Origin of the sequence: Blastococcus sp. URHD0036, assembly GCF_000701365.1 — a bacterium.
Lineage (GTDB): Bacteria > Actinomycetota > Actinomycetes > Mycobacteriales > Geodermatophilaceae > Trujillonella.
Map to the genome: position 1 here is coordinate 336,992 of NZ_JNIK01000013.1, position 18,384 is coordinate 355,375.

General features: G+C 74.5%; 22 protein-coding genes. 10 read left to right on the top strand and 12 right to left on the bottom strand.

Annotated elements, in window-relative coordinates:
- The first annotated feature begins 31 nt into the window (after positions 1 to 31).
- The 3 genes from N555_RS0111395 to N555_RS0111405 are packed head-to-tail and all read left to right on the top strand — an operon-like array spanning position 32 to position 2,559.
- Entirely contained in the window at positions 32 to 823 is a 792-nt protein-coding gene (locus N555_RS0111395) for a DUF4097 family beta strand repeat-containing protein (RefSeq protein WP_029431613.1), read from the top strand.
- Positions 824 to 826: 3 nt separating this feature from the next.
- The gene (locus N555_RS0111400; protein WP_029431614.1) at positions 827 to 1,771 is read left to right on the top strand and encodes a daunorubicin resistance protein DrrA family ABC transporter ATP-binding protein; all 945 of its coding nucleotides are present in this window, start codon (positions 827 to 829) and stop codon (positions 1,769 to 1,771) included.
- Positions 1,768 to 2,559: an ABC transporter permease gene (locus N555_RS0111405; RefSeq protein ID WP_029431615.1), complete on the top strand. Its 792-nt coding sequence runs from the start codon at positions 1,768 to 1,770 to the stop codon at positions 2,557 to 2,559. The genes N555_RS0111400 and N555_RS0111405 overlap by 4 nt, the downstream gene beginning before the upstream one ends.
- Before the next feature lie 51 nt (positions 2,560 to 2,610).
- Here the strand turns inward: N555_RS0111405 and N555_RS0111410 are convergent, their stop codons facing one another.
- Positions 2,611 to 3,807, bottom strand: coding sequence for an acyl-CoA dehydrogenase family protein (locus N555_RS0111410; protein WP_029431616.1), 1,197 nt, complete (start codon positions 3,805 to 3,807; stop codon positions 2,611 to 2,613).
- Between the two features lie 132 nt (positions 3,808 to 3,939).
- Between N555_RS0111410 and N555_RS0111415 the strand changes: the two genes are divergently transcribed.
- Positions 3,940 to 4,632: a hypothetical protein gene (locus N555_RS0111415; RefSeq protein ID WP_029431617.1), complete on the top strand. Its 693-nt coding sequence runs from the start codon at positions 3,940 to 3,942 to the stop codon at positions 4,630 to 4,632.
- Positions 4,633 to 4,645: 13 nt separating this feature from the next.
- The gene (locus N555_RS0111420; RefSeq protein ID WP_029431618.1) at positions 4,646 to 5,068 is read left to right on the top strand and encodes a DUF4190 domain-containing protein; all 423 of its coding nucleotides are present in this window, start codon (positions 4,646 to 4,648) and stop codon (positions 5,066 to 5,068) included.
- 85 nt (positions 5,069 to 5,153) lie between these two features.
- Here N555_RS0111420 and N555_RS0111425 read toward each other — a convergent pair whose 3' ends face one another.
- The 3 genes from N555_RS0111425 to N555_RS0111435 form a co-directional block, all read right to left on the bottom strand.
- Complete coding sequence (locus N555_RS0111425) at positions 5,154 to 6,107, bottom strand: HpcH/HpaI aldolase/citrate lyase family protein (protein ID WP_029431619.1); 954 nt, start codon at positions 6,105 to 6,107, stop codon at positions 5,154 to 5,156.
- 93 nt (positions 6,108 to 6,200) lie between these two features.
- Positions 6,201 to 7,118 carry a DMT family transporter gene (locus N555_RS0111430; protein ID WP_051683964.1) on the bottom strand — a complete coding sequence of 306 codons (918 nt, stop codon included), beginning with the start codon at positions 7,116 to 7,118 and terminating at the stop codon, positions 6,201 to 6,203.
- The gene (locus tag N555_RS0111435) at positions 7,115 to 7,981 is read right to left on the bottom strand and encodes a PhzF family phenazine biosynthesis protein (RefSeq protein WP_029431621.1); all 867 of its coding nucleotides are present in this window, start codon (positions 7,979 to 7,981) and stop codon (positions 7,115 to 7,117) included. Before N555_RS0111435 ends, N555_RS0111430 begins: the two co-directional genes overlap by 4 nt.
- Before the next feature lie 26 nt (positions 7,982 to 8,007).
- Here N555_RS0111435 and N555_RS0111440 point away from each other — a divergent pair, with 26 nt between their 5' ends.
- Genes N555_RS0111440 through N555_RS0111450 form a run of 3 tightly spaced genes read left to right on the top strand, consistent with a single transcriptional unit; the run spans position 8,008 to position 10,293 of the window.
- Entirely contained in the window at positions 8,008 to 9,246 is a 1,239-nt protein-coding gene (locus tag N555_RS0111440; RefSeq protein ID WP_029431622.1) for a magnesium transporter MgtE N-terminal domain-containing protein, read from the top strand.
- Complete coding sequence (locus N555_RS0111445) at positions 9,239 to 9,775, top strand: DUF1003 domain-containing protein (RefSeq protein WP_029431623.1); 537 nt, start codon at positions 9,239 to 9,241, stop codon at positions 9,773 to 9,775. Before N555_RS0111440 ends, N555_RS0111445 begins: the two co-directional genes overlap by 8 nt.
- A gap of 41 nt (positions 9,776 to 9,816) precedes the next feature.
- A complete protein-coding gene (locus N555_RS0111450) occupies positions 9,817 to 10,293 on the top strand; it encodes a methylated-DNA--[protein]-cysteine S-methyltransferase (protein ID WP_029431624.1) in 477 nt (158 codons plus the stop codon).
- On the opposite strand, the gene N555_RS0111455 is transcribed toward N555_RS0111450, so the two are convergent.
- From N555_RS0111455 to N555_RS0111465, 3 genes are read right to left on the bottom strand one after another with little or no spacing between them, the layout of a single operon-like run.
- Positions 10,290 to 10,604, bottom strand: coding sequence for an AzlD domain-containing protein (locus tag N555_RS0111455; RefSeq protein ID WP_029431625.1), 315 nt, complete (start codon positions 10,602 to 10,604; stop codon positions 10,290 to 10,292). The genes N555_RS0111450 and N555_RS0111455 overlap by 4 nt on opposite strands.
- On the bottom strand, positions 10,601 to 11,296 hold the full coding sequence (locus N555_RS0111460; RefSeq protein ID WP_029431626.1) for an AzlC family ABC transporter permease: 696 nt from the start codon (positions 11,294 to 11,296) through the stop codon (positions 10,601 to 10,603). Before N555_RS0111460 ends, N555_RS0111455 begins: the two co-directional genes overlap by 4 nt.
- An 11-nt stretch (positions 11,297 to 11,307) precedes the next feature.
- Positions 11,308 to 11,814: an SRPBCC family protein gene (locus N555_RS0111465; protein WP_029431627.1), complete on the bottom strand. Its 507-nt coding sequence runs from the start codon at positions 11,812 to 11,814 to the stop codon at positions 11,308 to 11,310.
- A 155-nt stretch (positions 11,815 to 11,969) separates the two neighbouring features.
- Here N555_RS0111465 and N555_RS0111470 point away from each other — a divergent pair, with 155 nt between their 5' ends.
- Entirely contained in the window at positions 11,970 to 13,121 is a 1,152-nt protein-coding gene (locus N555_RS0111470; protein WP_051683965.1) for an Mrp/NBP35 family ATP-binding protein, read from the top strand.
- Between the two features lie 129 nt (positions 13,122 to 13,250).
- Here the strand turns inward: N555_RS0111470 and N555_RS0111475 are convergent, their stop codons facing one another.
- From N555_RS0111475 to sigE, 4 genes are all read right to left on the bottom strand, one after another.
- Positions 13,251 to 13,691 (bottom strand): twin-arginine translocase TatA/TatE family subunit, encoded by a 441-nt coding sequence (locus N555_RS0111475; RefSeq protein WP_029431629.1) that lies wholly within the window; start codon positions 13,689 to 13,691, stop codon positions 13,251 to 13,253.
- Between the two features lie 73 nt (positions 13,692 to 13,764).
- A complete protein-coding gene (locus N555_RS0111480) occupies positions 13,765 to 15,273 on the bottom strand; it encodes a S1C family serine protease (protein ID WP_231502704.1) in 1,509 nt (502 codons plus the stop codon).
- Positions 15,274 to 15,413: 140 nt separating this feature from the next.
- Complete coding sequence (locus tag N555_RS0111485; protein WP_029431631.1) at positions 15,414 to 16,010, bottom strand: zf-HC2 domain-containing protein; 597 nt, start codon at positions 16,008 to 16,010, stop codon at positions 15,414 to 15,416.
- Complete coding sequence (gene sigE, locus N555_RS25880; protein WP_051683966.1) at positions 16,007 to 16,600, bottom strand: RNA polymerase sigma factor SigE; 594 nt, start codon at positions 16,598 to 16,600, stop codon at positions 16,007 to 16,009. Before sigE ends, N555_RS0111485 begins: the two co-directional genes overlap by 4 nt.
- Before the next feature lie 196 nt (positions 16,601 to 16,796).
- Between sigE and N555_RS0111495 the strand changes: the two genes are divergently transcribed.
- Positions 16,797 to 17,474, top strand: coding sequence for an O-methyltransferase (locus N555_RS0111495; RefSeq protein WP_081866143.1), 678 nt, complete (start codon positions 16,797 to 16,799; stop codon positions 17,472 to 17,474).
- A gap of 13 nt (positions 17,475 to 17,487) precedes the next feature.
- Here the strand turns inward: N555_RS0111495 and N555_RS25885 are convergent, their stop codons facing one another.
- Complete coding sequence (locus tag N555_RS25885) at positions 17,488 to 18,357, bottom strand: LysR family transcriptional regulator (protein ID WP_051683967.1); 870 nt, start codon at positions 18,355 to 18,357, stop codon at positions 17,488 to 17,490.
- Positions 18,358 to 18,384: the final 27 nt, after the last annotated feature.

The window sequence follows — 18,384 nt, forward strand, 5'->3', positions numbered from 1 at the left end:
CGATCCCCCCTGCCCTGAGGAAGGCGCAGCCATGCCCACGTTCGACACCCCCGGACCGATCGCGGCCCGCATCGAGGTCGTCTCCGGCACCGTCCACGTCCGTGCCGACGACGGGCACGACACGGTCGTCACCGTCCGTCCCCGTAACGCGAACAGCTCCGCCGACGTCACCGCGGCCGAGCAGACCCGCGTCACCTTCGACGCCGGTGAGCTGCTGGTGCGCTCGACCAGCCGGCCGCGGCTGCTCTTCTTCGGCTCCGGCCCGGAGATCGAGGTCGACGTCGTGGTGCCCACCGGGTCCGCCCTCGAGGTCCGCACCACGGCCGGGGAGATCACCTGCACCGGCCGGCTGGGTGCGGTGGACCTGGAGAGCAAGCACGGCGACCTGCGACTGGACCGGGTGGGCAGCCTGCGAGCCCGCACCTCCAGCGGCAACGTCTCCGCCGCCGCGGTCGACGGCGAGACCGACGTGACCACCGCCTACGGCAACGTCCGCGTCGGCGAAGTCGCCGGCCCCGCCCGGCTCGGCACCGGCTACGGCGACGTCACCGTCGACCGGGCGCTGGACTCGCTCACCGGCAGCACGAAGTACGGCCAGGTCCGCGTGGGCGAGGCCGTCCGCGGGTCCCTGGTCCTCGAGACCGCCTACGGCGAGGTCGAGGCCGGCGTCCGCGAGGGGACGGCGGCCTGGCTGGACGTGTCCTCGGGCTCGGGCCGCATCCGGAACACGCTCACCGAGACCGCGGGCCCCGAGGGCGCCGGCGAGACCGTCGAGATCCACGCCCGCACGTCCTACGGCGACATCCTCATCCGGCGGGCCTGACCGATGACCACCGCCATCTCCGTCACCGGGCTGCGCAGGTCCTTCGGCGACCAGGTCGTCCTCGACGGCCTCGACCTCACCGTCGCCGCGGGCTCCGTCTTCGCCCTGCTCGGCCCCAACGGCTCCGGCAAGACCACCACCGTGGACGTCCTGTCGACGCTCACCCCGCCCGACGCCGGTGAGGTCCGGGTGGCCGGGCACGACGTCGTCGGCGACCCGCGGTCCGTGCGCGCCGCGATCGCCGTCACCGGCCAGTCCACCGCCGTCGACGACCTGCTCACCGGCGCCGAGAACCTCCGCCTCGTGGCCGACCTGCTGCACCTGGACCGGCGCACCGGCCGCGCCCGCGCCGCGGACCTCCTCGAGCGCTTCGACCTGGTGGAGGCCGCCGCGACTCCCCCGTCCACCTACTCCGGTGGCATGCGCCGCAAGCTGGACCTGGCGATGGGCCTGATGGGCGATCCGCGGATCGTCTTCCTCGACGAGCCCACCACCGGCCTCGACCCGCGCAGCCGGCGGGCGGTCTGGGACGTCGTCCGCGGCCTGGTCGCCGGCGGCGTCACGGTCCTGCTGACGACGCAGTACCTCGAGGAGGCCGACCAGCTCGCCGACCGGATCGGCGTCCTCGACGGCGGCCGGCTGGTCGCCGAGGGCACCGCCGCCGAGCTCAAGCGGCAGATCCCCGGCGGGTCGCTGCGGCTCCAGTTCGCCGACCGGCCGGCACTCGACGAGGCGGCCCGGCTCCTCCGGACGGCCTCCGTGGACGTCGAGGCGCTCGCCCTCGACGTGCCCAGCGACGGCAGCGCCCGCGCGCTGCGCAACCTGCTCGCCGTCCTGGACGACGCGGCGGTCGACGTCGCCGACCTCACCGTGCACCAGCCCGACCTGGACGACGTCTTCCTGGCCCTGACCGGCCGTTCTCCCGACGCAGAGGTGAGCACCCCGTGACCACGCCGAGCCACACGATCACCGACTCCTCGACGATGCTGCGGCGCAACCTCCGGCACGCGCTCCGCTACCCGTCGCTGACCCTGATCGTCGCCGGGATGCCGATCGTCTTCCTGCTGCTGTTCGTCTACGTCTTCGGCGGCACCCTGGGCGCCGGCCTCGGCGGACCCGAGGGCGGCCGGGCGGAGTACGTCGAGTACCTGGCCCCCGGCCTGCTGGTGCTGGCCGTCGCGGCCGCCGCCCAGGGCACCGCGATCTCCGTCGCCATGGACATGACCCAGGGCATCATCGCCCGCTTCCGGACCATGTCGATCGCTCGCGCCGCCGTCCTCGCCGGGCACGTGGGGGGTGCCGTCGTCCAGACGATGGTGGGCCTGGCACTGGTGCTCGGTGCGGCGCTGCTCGTCGGCTTCCGCCCCGACGCCGGGCCGGGCGAGTGGCTGGCCGCGATCGGGCTCCTCGCCCTGGTCAGCCTCGCCCTGTCGTCGCTGTCGACCGCCATGGGCCTGGCCACGAAGACCGTCGAGGCCGCCAGCAACGCGCCGATGCCGCTGCTCCTGCTTCCGTTCTTCGGCAGCGGGTTCGTGCCGACCGAGTCGATGCCGGCCGGGCTGCGCTGGTTCGCCGAGCACCAGCCGTTCACGCCCGTCATCGAGACGCTGCGCGGTCTGCTCACCGGCACCGCGATCGGCAGCAGCGGTGTCGTGGCGGTCGCCTGGTGCCTGGCGTTCAGCGTGGTCGGCTACCTCTGGGCCCGCGCCAACTACGAGCGCCGTCCCGCCCGCTGAACGCGAGAGGCCCAGAACCGGTCCGGTTCTGGGCCTCTGGCGTACAGGGCCTCAGCGCTTGAGCGCGTAGGTCTTCAGCAGGCTGCGGCTGATGATCGTCTTCTGGATCTCGCTGGTGCCCTCGCCGATGAGCAGGAACGGCGCCTCGCGCATGAGCCGCTCGATCTCGTACTCCTTGGAGTAGCCGTAGCCGCCGTGGATGCGGAACGACTCCTGGGTCACCTCGGCGGCGTACTCGCTGGCCAGCATCTTGGCCATGCCGGCCTCGACGTCGTTGCGCTGGCCGGCGTCCTTGAGCCGCGCCGCCCGGACCATCATCTGGTGCGCGGCCTCGACCTTGGTGGCCATCTCGGCGAGCTTGAACGCGATCGCCTGGTGCTGGGCGATCGGCTTGCCGAAGGTCTCCCGCTGCTGGGCGTACTGGATGCCCAGCTCGAAGGCCCGGATCGCGATGCCGCAGCCGCGGGCGGCCACGTTGACCCGGCCGACCTCGACGCCGTCCATCATCTGCGCGAAGCCCTTGCCGGGCACCCCGCCGAGGATCGCGTCCGCGCCGATCCGGTAGCCGTCGAACACCAGCTCGGTGGTGTCGACGCCCTTGTAGCCCATCTTCTCGATCTTGCCCGGGATGGTGAGCCCGGGAGCGACCTCGCCGAAGCCGCGGGGCTTCTCGACCAGGAACGTCGTCAGGTTCTGGTGCGCGCTCTCCGCGCCCTCGTCGGTGCGGACCAGCGTGGCCACCAGCGAGGAGGAGCCGCCGTTGGTCAGCCACATCTTCTGGCCGTCGATCACGTAGTCGTCGCCGTCACGCACGGCCTTGGTGCGGATCGCCGCGACGTCGGACCCCAGTCCGGGCTCCGACATCGAGAAGGCGCCGGTCACCTCACCGGTGGCCATGAGCGGCAGCAGCCGCTCCTTCTGCGCCTGCGTGCCGTGCTGGCGGAGCAGGTAGGCGACGATGAAGTGGGTGTTGATGACGCCGGAGACGCTCATCCAGCCGCGGGCGATCTCCTCGACCGCCAGCACGTAGGTCAGCAGGCTCTCGCCGAGGCCGCCGTACTCCTCGGGGATCATCAGCCCGAAGATCCCGAGCTCCTTGAGCCCGTCGACGATCTCCTGCGGATAGGTGTCGGAGTGCTCCAGCTCCTGCGCGGCCGGGATGATCTCCTTGTCCACGAAGCTGCGGATCGTCGACAGGATCTCCTGCTGGACGTCGGTCAGGTCGGCGGTCTGGGCGAGACGGGCCATCGGTTGCGCTCCTCCGGGGGGACTCCGGTGTCCTTTTGTTACCGGCGAGTATGCGGGACGGCGGCCCATCCCTCTCCGTGGCACCGGTCACCTCGGGCGATCGGGTCCCCGGGAGGGCTAGCGTCGGGGCCGATGTCCCTCCGCCGGCGCCTGCCCGTCCTGGTCGCCGCCGCCCTGCTGCTGGCCGGCTGCGCCGGGGACGACGACGCCGCCTCGGGCAGCACCGGCGCCCCGACCGGTGCGCCCGCCCCCGCGCAAGCCGCCGAGTCCGCCGGCGCGGAGATCGACCCGGCGACCGTCCCGGACGCCCAGTCCGCCGCCTTCGCCGTCGCCCTCCGGGCCACCGACCTGCCGCCGGGCTGGTCGGTGCAGGCCAACCCGGTGCCGGAGAACAGCGACCTGTCCGGCAACCCCAGCCTCGAGGGCATCTGCGGGATCAGCTTCGCCTCCGAGGAGCAGCGCACCATCAAGTTCCCGGTCGTCGGGCTGGACCCGCAGGGCGCGCCGAGCGTCGCCTCCGAGGCGATCGCCTACGACTCGGCCGAGGCGGGGGCCCTCGCGCTCACCGAGCTGCGCGACGCGCTGTCGGCCTGCCCCGCCGACGACCGGACGTTCCTGGAGCCGCCCGGGATCGAGGGACTGGCGGAGGACGTCGTCGTGGCGCGCTACCAGCTGGCCGACGGCGCCACCCAGGACGTGATCGCCCAGGGGCGTGGCGCGGTGGTGTCGGTGCTCATCGCGGAGGATCCTGCGGCGGGCGCGCAAGCGGCCCAGGGCATCGCCCAGCGACTGCGCGCTCTGCCCGGCGCCGCGGTCGGCCAGTGATCGGGAGGACCACGTGAGCAGCGACGGCGACTTCTACCGCGGCGACCCACCGCCGGCCGGGTCCGGACAGCCGTACGGCCAGCCGGCGGCGTACGGCGCCCCGGGCTACGGACCGCCGCCGGCCTACGGCCCGCCCGCTTACGGCCCGCCCGCTTACGGCCCGCCCCCGGGCTACGGACCGGGCTACCCGCCGGGCTACGGCTACGCGCGGCCGACGAACACGATGGCGATCCTCGCGCTGGTCTTCATCTTCGTGTTCTCACCGGCCAGCCTCGTCCTGGGGCTGATCGCCCGGCGGCAGATCCGCGAGACCGGCGAGCAGGGCGACGGGATGGCGCTGGCCGGGGTGATCGTCGGCGGCATCTCGGTGGGCCTGTTCGTGATCGGCATCCTCTTCTTCGTCGTCGCCGCCACGTCTCTGTCCGTCAGCCCCTGAAGACGCGACGAGATCTGCACTCTCGTCACCATCAGCGGCTGATGGCGACGAGTGTGCAGATCTCGTCGAGGGAAGGCGGGGAGGGTCAGTCCTCGGGGGGCGTGAAGGACGACGTGCGCGACATCCCCGCCGCGCGGCCCTTGCCGGCGATGACCAGGGCCATCTTGCGGCTGGCCTCGTCGATCATCTCGTCGCCCAGCATCGCCGAGCCCTTCTTGCCGCCGGCCTCCGAGGTCGCCCAGTCGTAGGCGTCGAGGATCAGCTCGGCGTGGTCGTAGTCCTCCTGGGACGGCGAGTAGATCTCGTTCGCCGCGTCGACCTGGCCCGGGTGCAGCACCCACTTGCCGTCGAAGCCCAGCACCGCCGAGCGCTTGGCGACCTCCTCGAACGCGGGCACGTCGCGCACCTGCAGGAAGGGCCCGTCGATGGCCTGCACGCCGCGGGCGCGGGCGGCCATGAGGATCTGCATGAGGATGTAGTGGAACGGGTCGCCCGGGTAGTCCGGGTGCAGGGCGCCGACCACCAGCGACTTCATGTTGATGCTGGCCATGAAGTCGGCCGGGCCGAAGATGATCGTCTCGATGCGGTCGCTGGCGAAGGCGATGTCGTTGACGTTGATCAGGCCCTGCGCGGTCTCGATCTGCGCCTCGATGCCGATCCGGCCGACCTCCAGGCCGTTGGCCTTCTCGATCTGGGTGAGCAGCATGTCCAGCGCCTTGACCTGAGCGGCGTCCTGGACCTTCGGCAGCATGATGCAGTCGAGGTTCGCGCCGGCCCCGCCGACCACCTCGAGGACGTCCTGGAACGTCCACTCCGTCGTCCAGTCGTTCACGCGGACGGTGCGGATCTTGTCGCCCCAGCCGCCCTCGTTGAGCGCCGCGACGATGTTCTTGCGGGCACCGGGCTTGGCCAGCGGCGCGCAGGCGTCCTCCAGGTCCAGGAAGACCTGGTCGGCGTTCAGCCCCTTCGCCTTCTCCAGGAAGCGCGGGTTGCTGCCCGGGACGGCCAGGTTGGAACGACGGGAACGGAGCTCGGCCACGGTGCCTCCAGCGGTGGGTTCGGCGGCGCCCTCGCCGCCCCTCAGCTACCGGAGGGTAATGACGGCGTGATCACTCCGCCGTCCCAGGTCGGGCTATGTGGCCGGTTCCACGAGCGTGACCGGCCGGCTGGCGCGGACCACGAGACCCACCCCGGCGACGACGAGCAGCACGCCCGGCAGCGCCAGCACCGGCGGCAGCTGACCGAGCAGCACCAGCGCGAACAGCAGCGCACCCGGCACCTCCAGCAGCACGACGAGGCTGACCATCGTCGGGCCGACCGAGGCCAGCACCTGGTTCAGCAGCGTGTGCCCGAGCAGCTGCGCGCAGAAGGTGATGGCCGCGATCAGCCACCAGTCGCGGGCCGAGAAGCCGCCCAGCGGGGTGCCGGTGATGAGCGCGGCTCCGGCGATCACGACCGCGCACACCCCGTAGCAGACGACCGCGTAGGCCGACGTCGACAACCGGGCACGCGCGCGGGCCCCGGCGAGCACGTAGCCGCCGGCGCAGATCGCGCCGAGCAGCGCCAGCGCGTCACCGGCCAGCGCCCGGGTGCTCACCGTGACGTCCACGCCGGCGATGAGCGCCACCCCGAGGACGGCCAGCCACAGCCCGGCCCAGACGGCTGCGGGCAGCCGGACCCCGACGGCCCGGGCCGCGAGCGCCGTCCAGATCGGGGTGGTGGTCACCAGCGCGGTGGACGCGGCGACCGTCGTCATCGACAGGCTGGGCAGCCACGAGGCGAAGTGGGCGGCGAGGAAGAGCCCGGCGACGACGGAGCTGCCGAGGTCCCGCAGCCGCAGCCCCTCCAGCGTGGCCCGCTCCCGCACGGCGAGGACCGGCAGCAGCACGCCCGCGCCGGCGGCGTTGCGCCAGAAGGCCAGCGCCAGCATCGGTGCGGTGAGCAGCGTCGTCAGCGGCGCGGACAGGCTGATGCCGACGACGGCGAGGGAGAGGACGCCGAGCTCGCGCGGTCCCGGCCGGTGGACCGCCCACGCGGTGCCCGCGCTCACGGCACGCGGATGCGGCCCGAGGCGACCGGCACGACCGCCCCGGCGACCGTGGCGGCGAGGGCCGCCCCGGCGGTGGCCGTCACGGTGCAGGTGAGCACCGAGGGCCGGCCCATGAGCTCGCCCTGGGAGACGACGTAGTCGCTCACGCCCTCGCCGCGGAGCAGCCCCGCGGCGACCAGCCACACGCCGGTGCCCAGCGCCGCGGAGCCCGTGGCCGGGTCCTCCCCGAACCCGAGGCCGCCGGCGAAGACCCGAGCCCGGGCGGTCGCGGTCGTGTGGTCCCAGGAGAAGACGGAGACCCCGCCCCCGCCCACCCGCTCCAGGGCCGCCGGATCGGGCACCGCCCGGTCGACGGCGTCGGGGTGCACGTGCAGGTAGGTGAAGGGGAGCCCGCAACCGGCGACGTCGGCGGGCTGCCCGACCAGGTCGGCGGGCGTCAGACCGAGGGCCTCGGCGAGGTCGGCCGGGTCGGGCCCCTCCTCGAGGGTCGGTCGGCCACCGGAGAGCCGGGCGCCGCCGTCGTCCACCACCACGTCGAGGACGCCGGCGCCGCACTCCTGGCGCACCGTGCCGGCCCGGAGCCGGCCGGTGCGCACGAGGGTGTGCGCGGCCCCGACGCTCGGGTGCCCGGCGAAGGGCAGCTCGGTGTTCGGGGTGAAGATCCGCACCCGGTAGTCGCCGCCCTCCCGCGGGGCCATCAGGAACGAGGTCTCCGAGAGCGCGAACTCGTTCGCCAGCGCCTGGCACTGGGCGGTGGTCAGGTCGTCGGCGTCGAAGACCACGGCGAGGGGGTTCCCGGCGAACGGTCGCGGCGCGAACACGTCGACGATCTCGTAGTCCAGAGCTGCTGCCGGGGCGTCCACGGCACCCGACGGTAGCCTCAGCGCCCATGACGACGGTGACGCGGGCCTACGTCTCGCGGCTCGCCGGACTGACCGTCTTCGACCCCAACGGCGACCGGGTCGGCAAGGTGCGCGACGTCGTCATCGCGCTGCGCGTGGACACCGCCTCCCCCCGGGTCCTGGGGCTGGTCGTCGAGGTGGTGGCGCGCCGGCGCATCTTCGTGCCGATGGGCCGGGTCACCGCGATCGACCCGGGCTCGGTGGTGCTCTCCTCGGGCACGATCAACCTCAAGCGGTTCGAGCAGCGCCGCGGCGAGACGCTGGTGCTCGGCGAGCTGCTGGACCGGACCGTGACGATCAGCGAGTCGGGCCGCCCGGCCTCCGTCGTCGACGCCGGCATCGAGCAGACCCGCACCGGTGACTGGCAGGTCACCCGGCTCGCCGTCCAGGAGCCGGGCCGGATCGGCCGCCGCGGGCAGCTGCACCAGCTGGCCTGGGCCGAGGTCGGTGGGCTGGCCCTCCCCCAGTCCGGTCAGGGCACCGAGACGCTGATCGCCACCTACCGCGAGCTCAACGCCGCCGACCTGGCCCACGCGCTGCAGGACCTGCCGATCAAGCGGCGGCACGAGGTCGCCGAGGCCCTCGACGACGAGCGGCTGGCCGACGTCCTCGGCGAGCTGCCCGAGGCCGAGCAGGTGGTCATCCTCGGCACCCTGGACGAGTCCCGAGCCGCCGACGTCCTCGAGGAGATGGACCCCGACGACGCCGCCGACCTGCTCGCCGAGCTCTCCAACGTCGACCGCAACCGGCTGCTGGAGCTCATGGAGCCCGACGAGGCCGCGCCGGTCCGCCAGCTGCTGCAGTACTCCGAGGACACCGCCGGCGGGATCATGACCAGCGAGCCGGTGATCCTCACGCCCGACGCGACGATCGCCGAGGCACTGGCCCGGGTCCGCGCGCCGGAGCTCACCCCGGCGCTGGCCAGCCAGGTCTACGTCTGCCGTCCCCCGTCGGCCACCCCCACCGGCCGCTACCTCGGGCTGGCGCACATCCAGCGGCTGCTGCGCGAGCCACCGTCGAGCCTGGTCAGCGGGGTCCTCGACGACCTCGAGCCGCTCCGCCCGGCGGCCCCCCTCGCCGAGGTCACCCACTACTTCGCCACCTACAACCTGGTCGCCGCGCCGGTCGTCGACGACAAGGGCCGGCTCGTCGGCGCCGTGAGCGTGGACGACGTGCTGGACCACCTGCTGCCCGAGGACTGGCGCGAGCGGGCCCGGCGTGGCTGACCCCGGGCGTCGGCTCGACGTCCCGCGGGGCTCGACGCGGGGGCTCAGCAACTTCCTGCGGCTGGACCCCGACGCGGTCGGGCGGTTCGCCGAGGGCATCGCCCGGTTCCTCGGGACCGGGCGCTTCCTCGCCGTCCAGACGATCATCGTCATCGTCTGGATCACGCTGAACGTGGCCGCCGTCAACCTGCGGTGGGACCCCTATCCGTTCATCCTGCTCAACCTGGCCTTCTCCACCCAGGCCGCCTACGCCGCGCCGCTGATCCTGCTGGCGCAGAACCGGCAGGCCGACCGCGACCGGGTGCAGGCCGAGGAGGACCGCGCCCGCGCCGCGAGCACCCGGGCCGACACCGAGTACCTCGCGCGGGAGCTGGCGGCGCTGCGCGTGGCGGTCGGCGAGCTGGCCACGCGGGACTTCATCCGCGGCGAGCTGGGCCGGCTCCTCGAGGAGGACGGCGAGCACCGGGAGAAGAAGCGCAAGAAGAAGGAGCGCGAGGCCGCCCGGGCGCAGGCCGAGGGCGCGAAGTAGCCGCACCGGTCCTGTCGGTCCGGGACGGCAGACTGACGGGCATGCGCGCGCACGCGACCGTGCCCTCGCCGATCGGGCCGCTGACCGTCGTCGCCACCGACGGCGTCCTGGTCCGGCTGTACCTCGAGCCACCGGGTGCCGACGCCGACCTCGGGCAGCGCGACGACGCGGCGCTCGCTCCGGTGGCCGCCCAGCTGGGCGAGTACTTCCGCGGCGACCGCGCGGACTTCGATCTCGCGCACCACCTGGTCGGCAGCACCTTCGAGCTCGCGGTGTGGGCGGAGCTCGCGCGCATCCCCTACGGCGAGACCCACACCTACGGCCAGGTGGCGCGGGCGGTCGGCGAACCGGGCGGAGCGCAGGCGGTGGGGCTGGCGTGCGGACGGAACCCCGTCGCCGTCGTCGTCCCGTGCCACCGCGTGGTCGGTGCCGACGGCAGCCTGGTCGGCTTCGGCGGCGGCCTGCCCCGCAAGCGCTTCCTGCTGGACCTGGAGCAGCGCGACAGCCGGTTGTTCTAGGCGAGCACGTGCACCAGCGCCCCGGTGGCGCCGGCGAGCACGAGGACCACGATGAACGGCGCCCGTAGCGCCAGCGCCAGCGCGGCGACGGCCAGCCCGGCCAGCCGGCCGTCGACCGTCAGCTCCTGTTCCGAGGCCACCGCCTGGACGGCGACCAGCGCGGCGAGCAGGGCCGCGGGGACGAAGTCCACCGTCCGCGCCACGTACGGCTGCTCCACCCACCGGGCCGGCACCGACAGCCCGGCCAGCTTGAGCAGGTAGCAGCCCAGCGAGGCGCCGAGCACGAGCGTCCACATCGTCCCGGAGCTCATGCGGCCACCCCCGCCCGCGGACGCGGCCGGCCGGCCAGCGCGACCGCCACCACGGCGGCGATCACCTGCACGCCCGCCGGCACGAACGGCGTGAGCGCCAGTGCGACGACGGCGCCGCCGAGCGCGACCCGGCGCTGCACGGCCGCCTCCGGGAACGGCGTGCGCAGCCGTGGCCACAGCAGGGCGAGGAACGCCGCGGGGACGACGGCGTCGAGCGCCGCCTGGGCGGTGTCCCCCAGCGCCGCCGACCCCAGCGCCCCGACGACAGTGGTGGCGTTCCACAGCAGGTAGACGCTGGCGCCCGTGGCGAGGAAGGCCACGCGGGCCAGGCGGCGGTCGGGCGCGGCCACCGCCATCGCCGTCGTCTCGTCGATGACCCAGTGGGCGGTGCCGACCCGGCCCAGGCCGCGCGGACGCAGCAGCGGCAGCAGCCGGACGCCGTAGACCGTGTTGCGGGTGCCCAGCAGCAGCGCGCTGCCGGCCGCGGCCAGGGCGCTGCCCCCGGCGCCGAGCACGCCGACCAGCGCGAACTGCGAGGCGCCGGTGAACATCAGCAGCGACATCACCAGCGCCTGCCAGGCGTCGAGTCCGGCCGCGGCGGCGGCCGCGCCGAACGCGACGCCGTAGAGCCCGACCGCCACCCCCAGCCCGATGGCGTCGCGGAGGACGGCGGTGCGGGCGGCGTCGGGCACGTCCGCCGAGGCTAGGCGGAGCGGGTGCGCCGCCGGCGCACGGTCCGGTCGAGGATGCCCAGCGTCCCCTTGAGGGCGCTCTCCGGGACGATCGGGAAGGACAGGAACGCCCGGTAGTCCTCGCGCAGGTCCGACCAGTCGTAGTACGACGTCACCCGGGTGCCGCCCTCGACCTCCTCGAGCCGGTAGCCGTAGACGTGCCGCAGCGGCGGCTTGACCGTGCCCTCGATGGTCCAGGCGATCTCGCGGTCGGGCTCGAAGGCGGTGATCACGACCTCGACGTCGTACTGGCCCATCGGGAAGTCACCCAGCGCCTCGCGGTCCATGTGCACCAGGAAGCGGTCGCCGACGGCCGACACCGGCTCCCCCTCGGCGTCCATGAGCATCCCGGAGGCGTCGATGTCGACGTGCCCCTGGGGATCGCGCAGCACGGCGAAGACCTCGGGCGGGGGCGCCGGGACGAACCGGCTGACCTCGATGCGTTCGGCGTCGGGTGTCGGGCTCTCGGCGCTGCTCATGCCCGCGAGCATGTCAGCAGCTGAGCAGCAGATCACCCCGGCGACGGCGGGGCCGCCGCGCAGCCCGCCGTACAGTGGCTGCAGACCCGTGTGCGCAGGTGGCGCCGAGGCCGGAGGCCGGAACGGGCGCCCCGTCGAAGGAGACCCACATCCCGATGTCCGACACCCTGACCGGTCAGCCGGCGCTCGACGCGATCAACGCCGCCCTGGCCACCGTCCAGGACCCGGAGATCAACCGGCCCATCACCGAGCTCGGCATGCTCAAGGACGTGCAGATCGGTGCCGACGGCGCCGTCCACGTCGCGGTCTACCTGACCGTCGCGGGCTGCCCGATGCGCGAGACGATCACCAACCGGGTCACCCAGGCCGTCGGTGCCGTCGCCGGTGTCACCTCGGTGTCGGTCGAGCTCGACGTGATGAACGACGAGCAGCGCGCCGAGCTGCGCAAGACGGTGCGCGGCAGCGACACCGCCGACCCGGTCATCCCCTTCGCCCAGCCGGGCTCGCTGACCCGCGTCTACGCCGTCGCCTCCGGCAAGGGCGGCGTCGGCAAGTCCAGCGTGACGGTGAACCTGGCCGCCGCCCTGGCCAAGCGCGGGCTGTCGGTCGGCGTGGTGGACGCCGACATCTACGGCCACTCCGTGCCCCGCATGCTCGGCGTCGACGACAAGCCCACCCAGGTCGACAACATGATCATGCCGCCGCAGTCCTACGGCGTGAAGGTCATCTCGATCGGCATGTTCACCCCGGGCAACACCCCGGTCGTCTGGCGTGGGCCGATGCTGCACCGCGCGCTGCAGCAGTTCCTCGCCGACGTGTGGTGGGGCGACCTCGACGTCCTGCTCATGGACCTCCCGCCGGGCACCGGTGACGTCGCGATCTCGGTGGCCCAGCTGGTGCCCAACGCCGAGATCCTCGTCGTGACGACGCCGCAGCTCGCCGCCGCCGAGGTGGCCGAGCGAGCCGGGGCGATCGCCACGCAGACCCACCAGCAGGTGGTCGGCGTCGTGGAGAACATGTCGTGGATGGACATGCCCGACGGCTCCCGCATGGAGGTCTTCGGCTCCGGTGGTGGCGAGGCGGTCTCGGACGCGCTCACCAAGACCCTCGGCGCCCGCGTGCCGCTGCTCGGCCAGATCCCGCTCGACACCCGGCTGCGCGAGGCCGGCGACAACGGCGCCCCGATCGTGCTCGCCGAGCCGGAGTCGCCCGCGGCCAAGGCACTGGAGAAGATCGCCGACTCCCTCGCCGTCCGCCAGCGCGGCCTGTCCGGCATGTCCCTCGGCCTGACCCCGGTCAAGCACTGAGCTGAACCACCAGAGGCCGGTCTCCCGTCAGGGAGGCCGGCCTCTGTGCGCTTTCGCGGTGTTGCGCGTTCTCTTGCGGTGCTGCAGCACCGCAGGAGCACGAGGAGAACCGCAAAAGCGGGTGTGCGGCTACGTCGCGTCGACGTCGAAGGGCGGTGGGGTGCCGGTGTCGCGGGGCCGCGGGGCGGCGCTCCGCGCGGCGAGCGCCCGCCGGCTGGGGGCGGCGCCCGCGAGAGCCGCCGTCGCCGCGGCGGTCTCCCCCGCCAGCCCGCCGGACCCGTTGCCGGTGGCGGTGCCGCGGCGCACGGGCGGGGCGTCGTCGTCGGCGAAGAGCTGGTCGCGGATGAAGGTCTTCGGGTGGTACTTGCGCAGGTCGAGGTCGCGCAGACCGGCGAGGTCGTCGCCCAGCGACTCGTCCACCTGCGCCCGGACGCCGGTCAGCGCGCCGCGCAGCTTCTTGAGCCCGGACGCGGCGTCCTTGGCCAGGTCCGGCAGCCGCTCCGGACCGAAGATGAACAACGCGGCCAGCGCGAGGACGACGATCTCGCCCCAGCCGATCGAGTCGAACACCGCAGCTCCCGTCCTGCTCGGCCGCACCCTGCGGGCAGTCCCAGCGTAGGTCCCCCGCGGGCGGGGTGGGGCGCTACGCCTGAGTGAGAACGGCCTCGACCGTCGTCGACTCGTCCCCGCCGCGCACGTACTCGATCGTCACCCGGTCACCCGGCCGGTGGGCGTCGTAGGCGACCACCAGATCCTCGGAGCTGCCGACCGGCATGCCGTCCAGGGCGATGATCACGTCCTGCTCGCGCAGGCCCGCCTCGGCCGCAGGGCCGTCGGGCTCGACGTTGACGACCAGCGCGCCGTCGCGGGTGCCGTCGGTGACCGACCGCGCGTTGACCCCGAGCGTGGCGTGCACCGCCTCACCGGTGGAGATGAGCTGCTCGGCGATGTCGCGGGCGTGGTCGATGGGGATGGCGAAGCCGAGGCCCACGCTGCCGCCGCCGAGCGAGGCGATGGCGGTGTTGATGCCGATCACCGATCCGGTGGCGTCGACCAGCGCGCCGCCGGAGTTGCCCGGGTTGATGGGGGCGTCGGTCTGCACGGCGCTGATGACGGCGTTGGTGTCGCTGCCCTCGCCGGACAACCGGACCGGCCGGTCGAGCGCGCTGACGATGCCGCTGGTGACCGTGCCGGCCAGGCCGAGCGGCGAGCCGACGGCGATGACCGGGTCGCCGACCACCAGGTCGTCGACGCTGCCGAGCGAGGCCTCGACCAGGCCGGGCTTCTCCACCTTGATGACGGCGATGTCGCTGGCCGGGTCGCGGCCGACGATCCGGGCCTCGGAGCCGCTGCCGTCGGAGAAGACCGCGCGGATCTCCGCGTCGTCGTTGCCGTCGGCGGCGGAGACCACGTGGTTGTTCGTGACGATGTAGCCGTTGGCGCCGTCGACCACGACCCCGGAGCCGGTGGCGCCGGCGTCCCCGAGCCGGACCTCGATCGACACCACGGCGGGCGTGATGGCCTCGGCGATCTCGGCGACCGAGCCCGGCTCGCGGACGACGCCCTCGTCGACCTCCGACAGCTGCGAGTCGGGGTCCAGCAGCGGCGACTCGGCGGCGGTCCGCGTCAGCCAGTAGCCCAGCGCGCCACCGAGCGCACCGATGACCAGGACCCCGAGCAGCACGAGGGCCGAGATCCGGATCGACAGGTCACGCAGGCGCAGCCGCTTGCGGCCCTTCCCGTCGACGACGACCGGGCCGTCCTGCTCGTCCTCGTCGGGGAAGACGGCGGGCCCGGTGAGGGCGGCGGGCGCGTGCGGGTCGCGCCACGGGTCGTTCCGGGCGTCGGCCTTCCACCACGGCCCGGACGAGGTGCGCCGGCTCCCGGGCCGGCCACCGGGGGGCTCTTGGAGGCCGCGGCGGTCGGTGCCCGGCGGGGCGAAGGCGCGGAGGACCGCCTCCGGCGGCGGCGGGGCGGCGGGCCGGGGCGGCAGGGGCGGCCGGCCGTCGGCGAAGGTGCCACCGACCTCGGCCGGGCGGCCGAACGCCGAGCGGAGGGCCGGGCTGGGCTCGGCGGGGGCCGGCGCGGCGGCGCGGTGCCGTGCGGCCGGCGGGTCGAAGCCGTCCGGGCGGCCGGCCGGCCGCGCGAACACCTCGTCCGGGGACCCGCCGACGGCGGAACGGTCGTCCCCCTCGGGGGACGGCGGGGTCTCGGGCAGCGGGTCCTCCCCCGGGCGCGGGGCGTCGGTCGGTCGGCTGGTGCTCAGGGCGGGGCGGTCAGGCGGTCAGGGGGTCAGGGGGTGCCGGCGCGGGTGCCCGCGGGGACGACGGCGGCGGTCGGGGCACCGACGGTGAGGGTGCGCACCACCGGCGGCACGACCTCGCTGCGCTCGGCGGGGACCCGCGAGTCGGCGACCGGATCGGCCGGGCCGCCGGCGTGCTCGTCGGGACCGGGGAGGCTCAGGGCCAGCGCGGTGACGCCGATGCCGAGACCGGCGAGCGTGCCGGCCAGCCCCCGGCGCAGCCAGCGTGCGGACCCGGGCCGGGCCGCGGGCACGGGATGCGGCTCCAGCGAGACCGACCAGGCGCCGCTGCCGTCGCGGAGGGTGAGGTGGCCGGAGTCGGCGCTCAGCGCCCCGGGGCCACCGGCCCCGGGCACCTCCGCGGTGAACGGGATGTCGCGCAGCCGGCTGAGCAGGTCGCCGGGGATCGCCACGTCGGTGGCCCGGTGCAGGGCCTCCTTGGCCTCCCGCTGGGCCTCCACGGCCATGCGGCAGGACACGCAGCCGGTCAGGTGCCGGGCCGCGCGGGTGGCGGGACCGCTGGCCAGCTCGCCGTCGACGAGGGCGGCGATGGCTTCTTGCGCGAGGTGGCTCTCGGGGAGGCTCATGCCCCGCCCTCCTCCGCCGGGACCGCCTCGGGGCGCCGCGGCGCGAGGTGGGCCAGCGCCGCGCGGAGCTGGACCCGGCCGCGGTGGATGCGGCTGCGGACCGTGCCGAGCTTGATGCCCAGGGTGGCCGCGATCTCCTCGTAGGTCAGACCCTCGATGTCGCAGAGGACGACGGCCACGCGGAACTCCGGCGCGAGGGCGTCGAGCGCGGCCTGCACCTGCGGGTCGAGGTGGGTGTCGGCGTAGACCTGCTCGGGGCTGGGCGAGGTACCGGGCAGCCGCTCGGTGTCCTCGGGCAGCGCGTCGAAGCGGATCCGCTGCCGGCGCCGGACCATGTCGAGGAACAGGTTGGTCGTGATCCGGTGCAGCCAGCCCTCGAAGGTGCCGGGCGAGAAGTCGGCCAGCGAGCGGAACACCCGGACGAAGGTCTCCTGGGTGAGGTCCTCGGCGTCCTGCGGGTTGCCCGACAGGCGGTAGGCCAGCCGGTACACGCGGGCGGAGTGGTCGCGGACGACCTGCTCCCACGTGGGCGCGACCCAGGCCGCACCGGCGGGCTGCTCCTCCGGAACGGAGGCGGTGGGCTCGGGCACGCCCCCAGGATCGCAGACGGGGCCCGCGGTTCCCGGTCCGGACGCGGCGGGACTGGCTCCGACGGGTGTACTCGCGGCTCGGGCAGGTCGCACATCACCTCCAACGGACCCCGCGGGTGGGTGTTCCCGTTCACAGGCACTTCACAGCCTGCGCCGCGCGCGGGGACGCCGCCGGCCGCCACTACCCTCGCTCCTGATGAGCGCCCAGGGACGGCCGCCGTACGGCAACGAGGGCGGAGAGCCGAACGGGGACCCGGGACGGGCCTACGCCGACCGGTTCGCCGCCGAGACACCGGCCCTGACCGCGGCGCGTGCCCGGGCCGAGCAGTTCCCCGGGCCGGTGCCGATCAGCCCCGCGGTCGGCGCCACCCTCGCCGTCCTCGCCTCCGGGGCCGGCGCCCGCGCCGTCGTCTCGGTGGGCAGCGGCGGCGGCATCAGCGGCCTGTGGCTGCTGGAGGGCATGCGCCGCGACGGCGTGCTCACCTGCCTGGACACCGACGCCGAGCAGCAGCGCGCCGCGCGCCGGGCGTTCACCGACGCGGGGCACCCCCAGGGCCGCACCCGGATGATCTTCGGGTCCCCGGCGGAGGTCCTCCCCCGGCTGTCCCCGGGCGCGTACGACCTGGTGGTCTGCGCGACCGCGCCGACCGACTACAGCGCGGAGCTGCCGGGGCTGGTCGAGCTGCTGCGCCCCGGTGGGCTGCTGGTCTGCCACGGCCTGCTCGAGGGAGGTCGCATCGCCGACCGGTCCGTGCGCGACCCGGCCACGGTGGCCTGGCGGGACGTCGCCCGCCGGGTGCGCGAGGACGACCGGCTCACCTCCGCCGTCCTGCCGATCGGCGCGGGCCTCCTGGTGGCCAGCACCGCCCGCTGAACCCGGACGGCGGTCACTCCGGCGGGGACGTGCGTTCCCGCGCCAGCCGCACCAGACCGGCGACCGGCGGCGCGAGGTGCTCTTCGCGGTGCACCACCCCGATGGACAAGCGCATCGGCGGGTCGAGCCCCATGACCCGGGCGCCCAGCGCAGCGGCCTCGGCACCCTGGGCCCGGTACCAGAGGCAGCCGCCGAACCCGGCGAGCACCGCGGGGATCCACGACGAGCGCTCGTCGCTCTCGAAGCCCACCCGGAGCTCCACCCCCGCCCCGGCGACCATCGCCTCGATCCCCCGGCGGCGGTCCCCCCGGGTGGGGACGATGAGCGGGAGGGCGGCGACCGAGGCCATCGGGACCGGGTCGGGCAGGTCGGCTCCGGGTGGCGCGATGAGCACGACCTCCCGGGTCTCGAACGGGAGCTCGACGAGGTCCCCGGACACGGGCAGGTCGCAGACCCCGGCGTCGGCCCGCCCGTCGGCCACCGCCTCGCCGACCGCCTCGGCGCTCGGGCAGTGCAGCAGCCGGACCGGGAAGTGCGGGTACCGCTGCCGGAACTCCCCGAGCAGACCCGAGCCGAGGTCGGCCTGGATCGTCGGGGTCGCCGCGACGGTCACGGTCGTCTGCCGGGCGACCCGGCCGGCCAGGCCCTCGATCAGCGCGACCTCGCCGAGCGCCCGGCGGGCCGCGGCGACCACCGCCCGGCCCTCGTCGGTGATCGCCACCCGCCGCCCGTCCCGCCGGAAGAGCGACAGGCCCAGCTCGCGCTCGAGCGCGCGGACGGCGCGGCTCAGGGCCGGCTGCGCGACGTGGCAGGCGGCCGCGGCACCGGTCATGGTTCCGGCGTCCGCCGTCGCCACGACATAGCGCAGCTGCTGGAGGTTCATGCGCGCAGCCTAGGAACGACCCATGCC

What these genes read in the sequence shown, in the direction of transcription:
- N555_RS0111470 (WP_051683965.1), top strand. Translation starts at nt 11,970, where the DNA reads ATGTCCGACACCCTGACCGGTCAGCCGGCGCTCGACGCGATCAACGCC.
- N555_RS0111450 (WP_029431624.1), top strand. Translation starts at nt 9,817, where the DNA reads ATGCGCGCGCACGCGACCGTGCCCTCGCCGATCGGGCCGCTGACCGTC.
- N555_RS0111465 (WP_029431627.1), bottom strand. Translation starts at nt 11,814, where the DNA reads ATGAGCAGCGCCGAGAGCCCGACACCCGACGCCGAACGCATCGAGGTC.
- N555_RS0111400 (WP_029431614.1), top strand. Translation starts at nt 827, where the DNA reads ATGACCACCGCCATCTCCGTCACCGGGCTGCGCAGGTCCTTCGGCGAC.
- N555_RS25885 (WP_051683967.1), bottom strand. Translation starts at nt 18,357, where the DNA reads ATGAACCTCCAGCAGCTGCGCTATGTCGTGGCGACGGCGGACGCCGGA.
- N555_RS0111395 (WP_029431613.1), top strand. Translation starts at nt 32, where the DNA reads ATGCCCACGTTCGACACCCCCGGACCGATCGCGGCCCGCATCGAGGTC.
- N555_RS0111495 (WP_081866143.1), top strand. Translation starts at nt 16,797, where the DNA reads ATGAGCGCCCAGGGACGGCCGCCGTACGGCAACGAGGGCGGAGAGCCG.
- N555_RS0111485 (WP_029431631.1), bottom strand. Translation starts at nt 16,010, where the DNA reads ATGAGCCTCCCCGAGAGCCACCTCGCGCAAGAAGCCATCGCCGCCCTC.
- N555_RS0111415 (WP_029431617.1), top strand. Translation starts at nt 3,940, where the DNA reads ATGTCCCTCCGCCGGCGCCTGCCCGTCCTGGTCGCCGCCGCCCTGCTG.
- N555_RS0111440 (WP_029431622.1), top strand. Translation starts at nt 8,008, where the DNA reads ATGACGACGGTGACGCGGGCCTACGTCTCGCGGCTCGCCGGACTGACC.
- N555_RS0111455 (WP_029431625.1), bottom strand. Translation starts at nt 10,604, where the DNA reads ATGAGCTCCGGGACGATGTGGACGCTCGTGCTCGGCGCCTCGCTGGGC.
- N555_RS0111410 (WP_029431616.1), bottom strand. Translation starts at nt 3,807, where the DNA reads ATGGCCCGTCTCGCCCAGACCGCCGACCTGACCGACGTCCAGCAGGAG.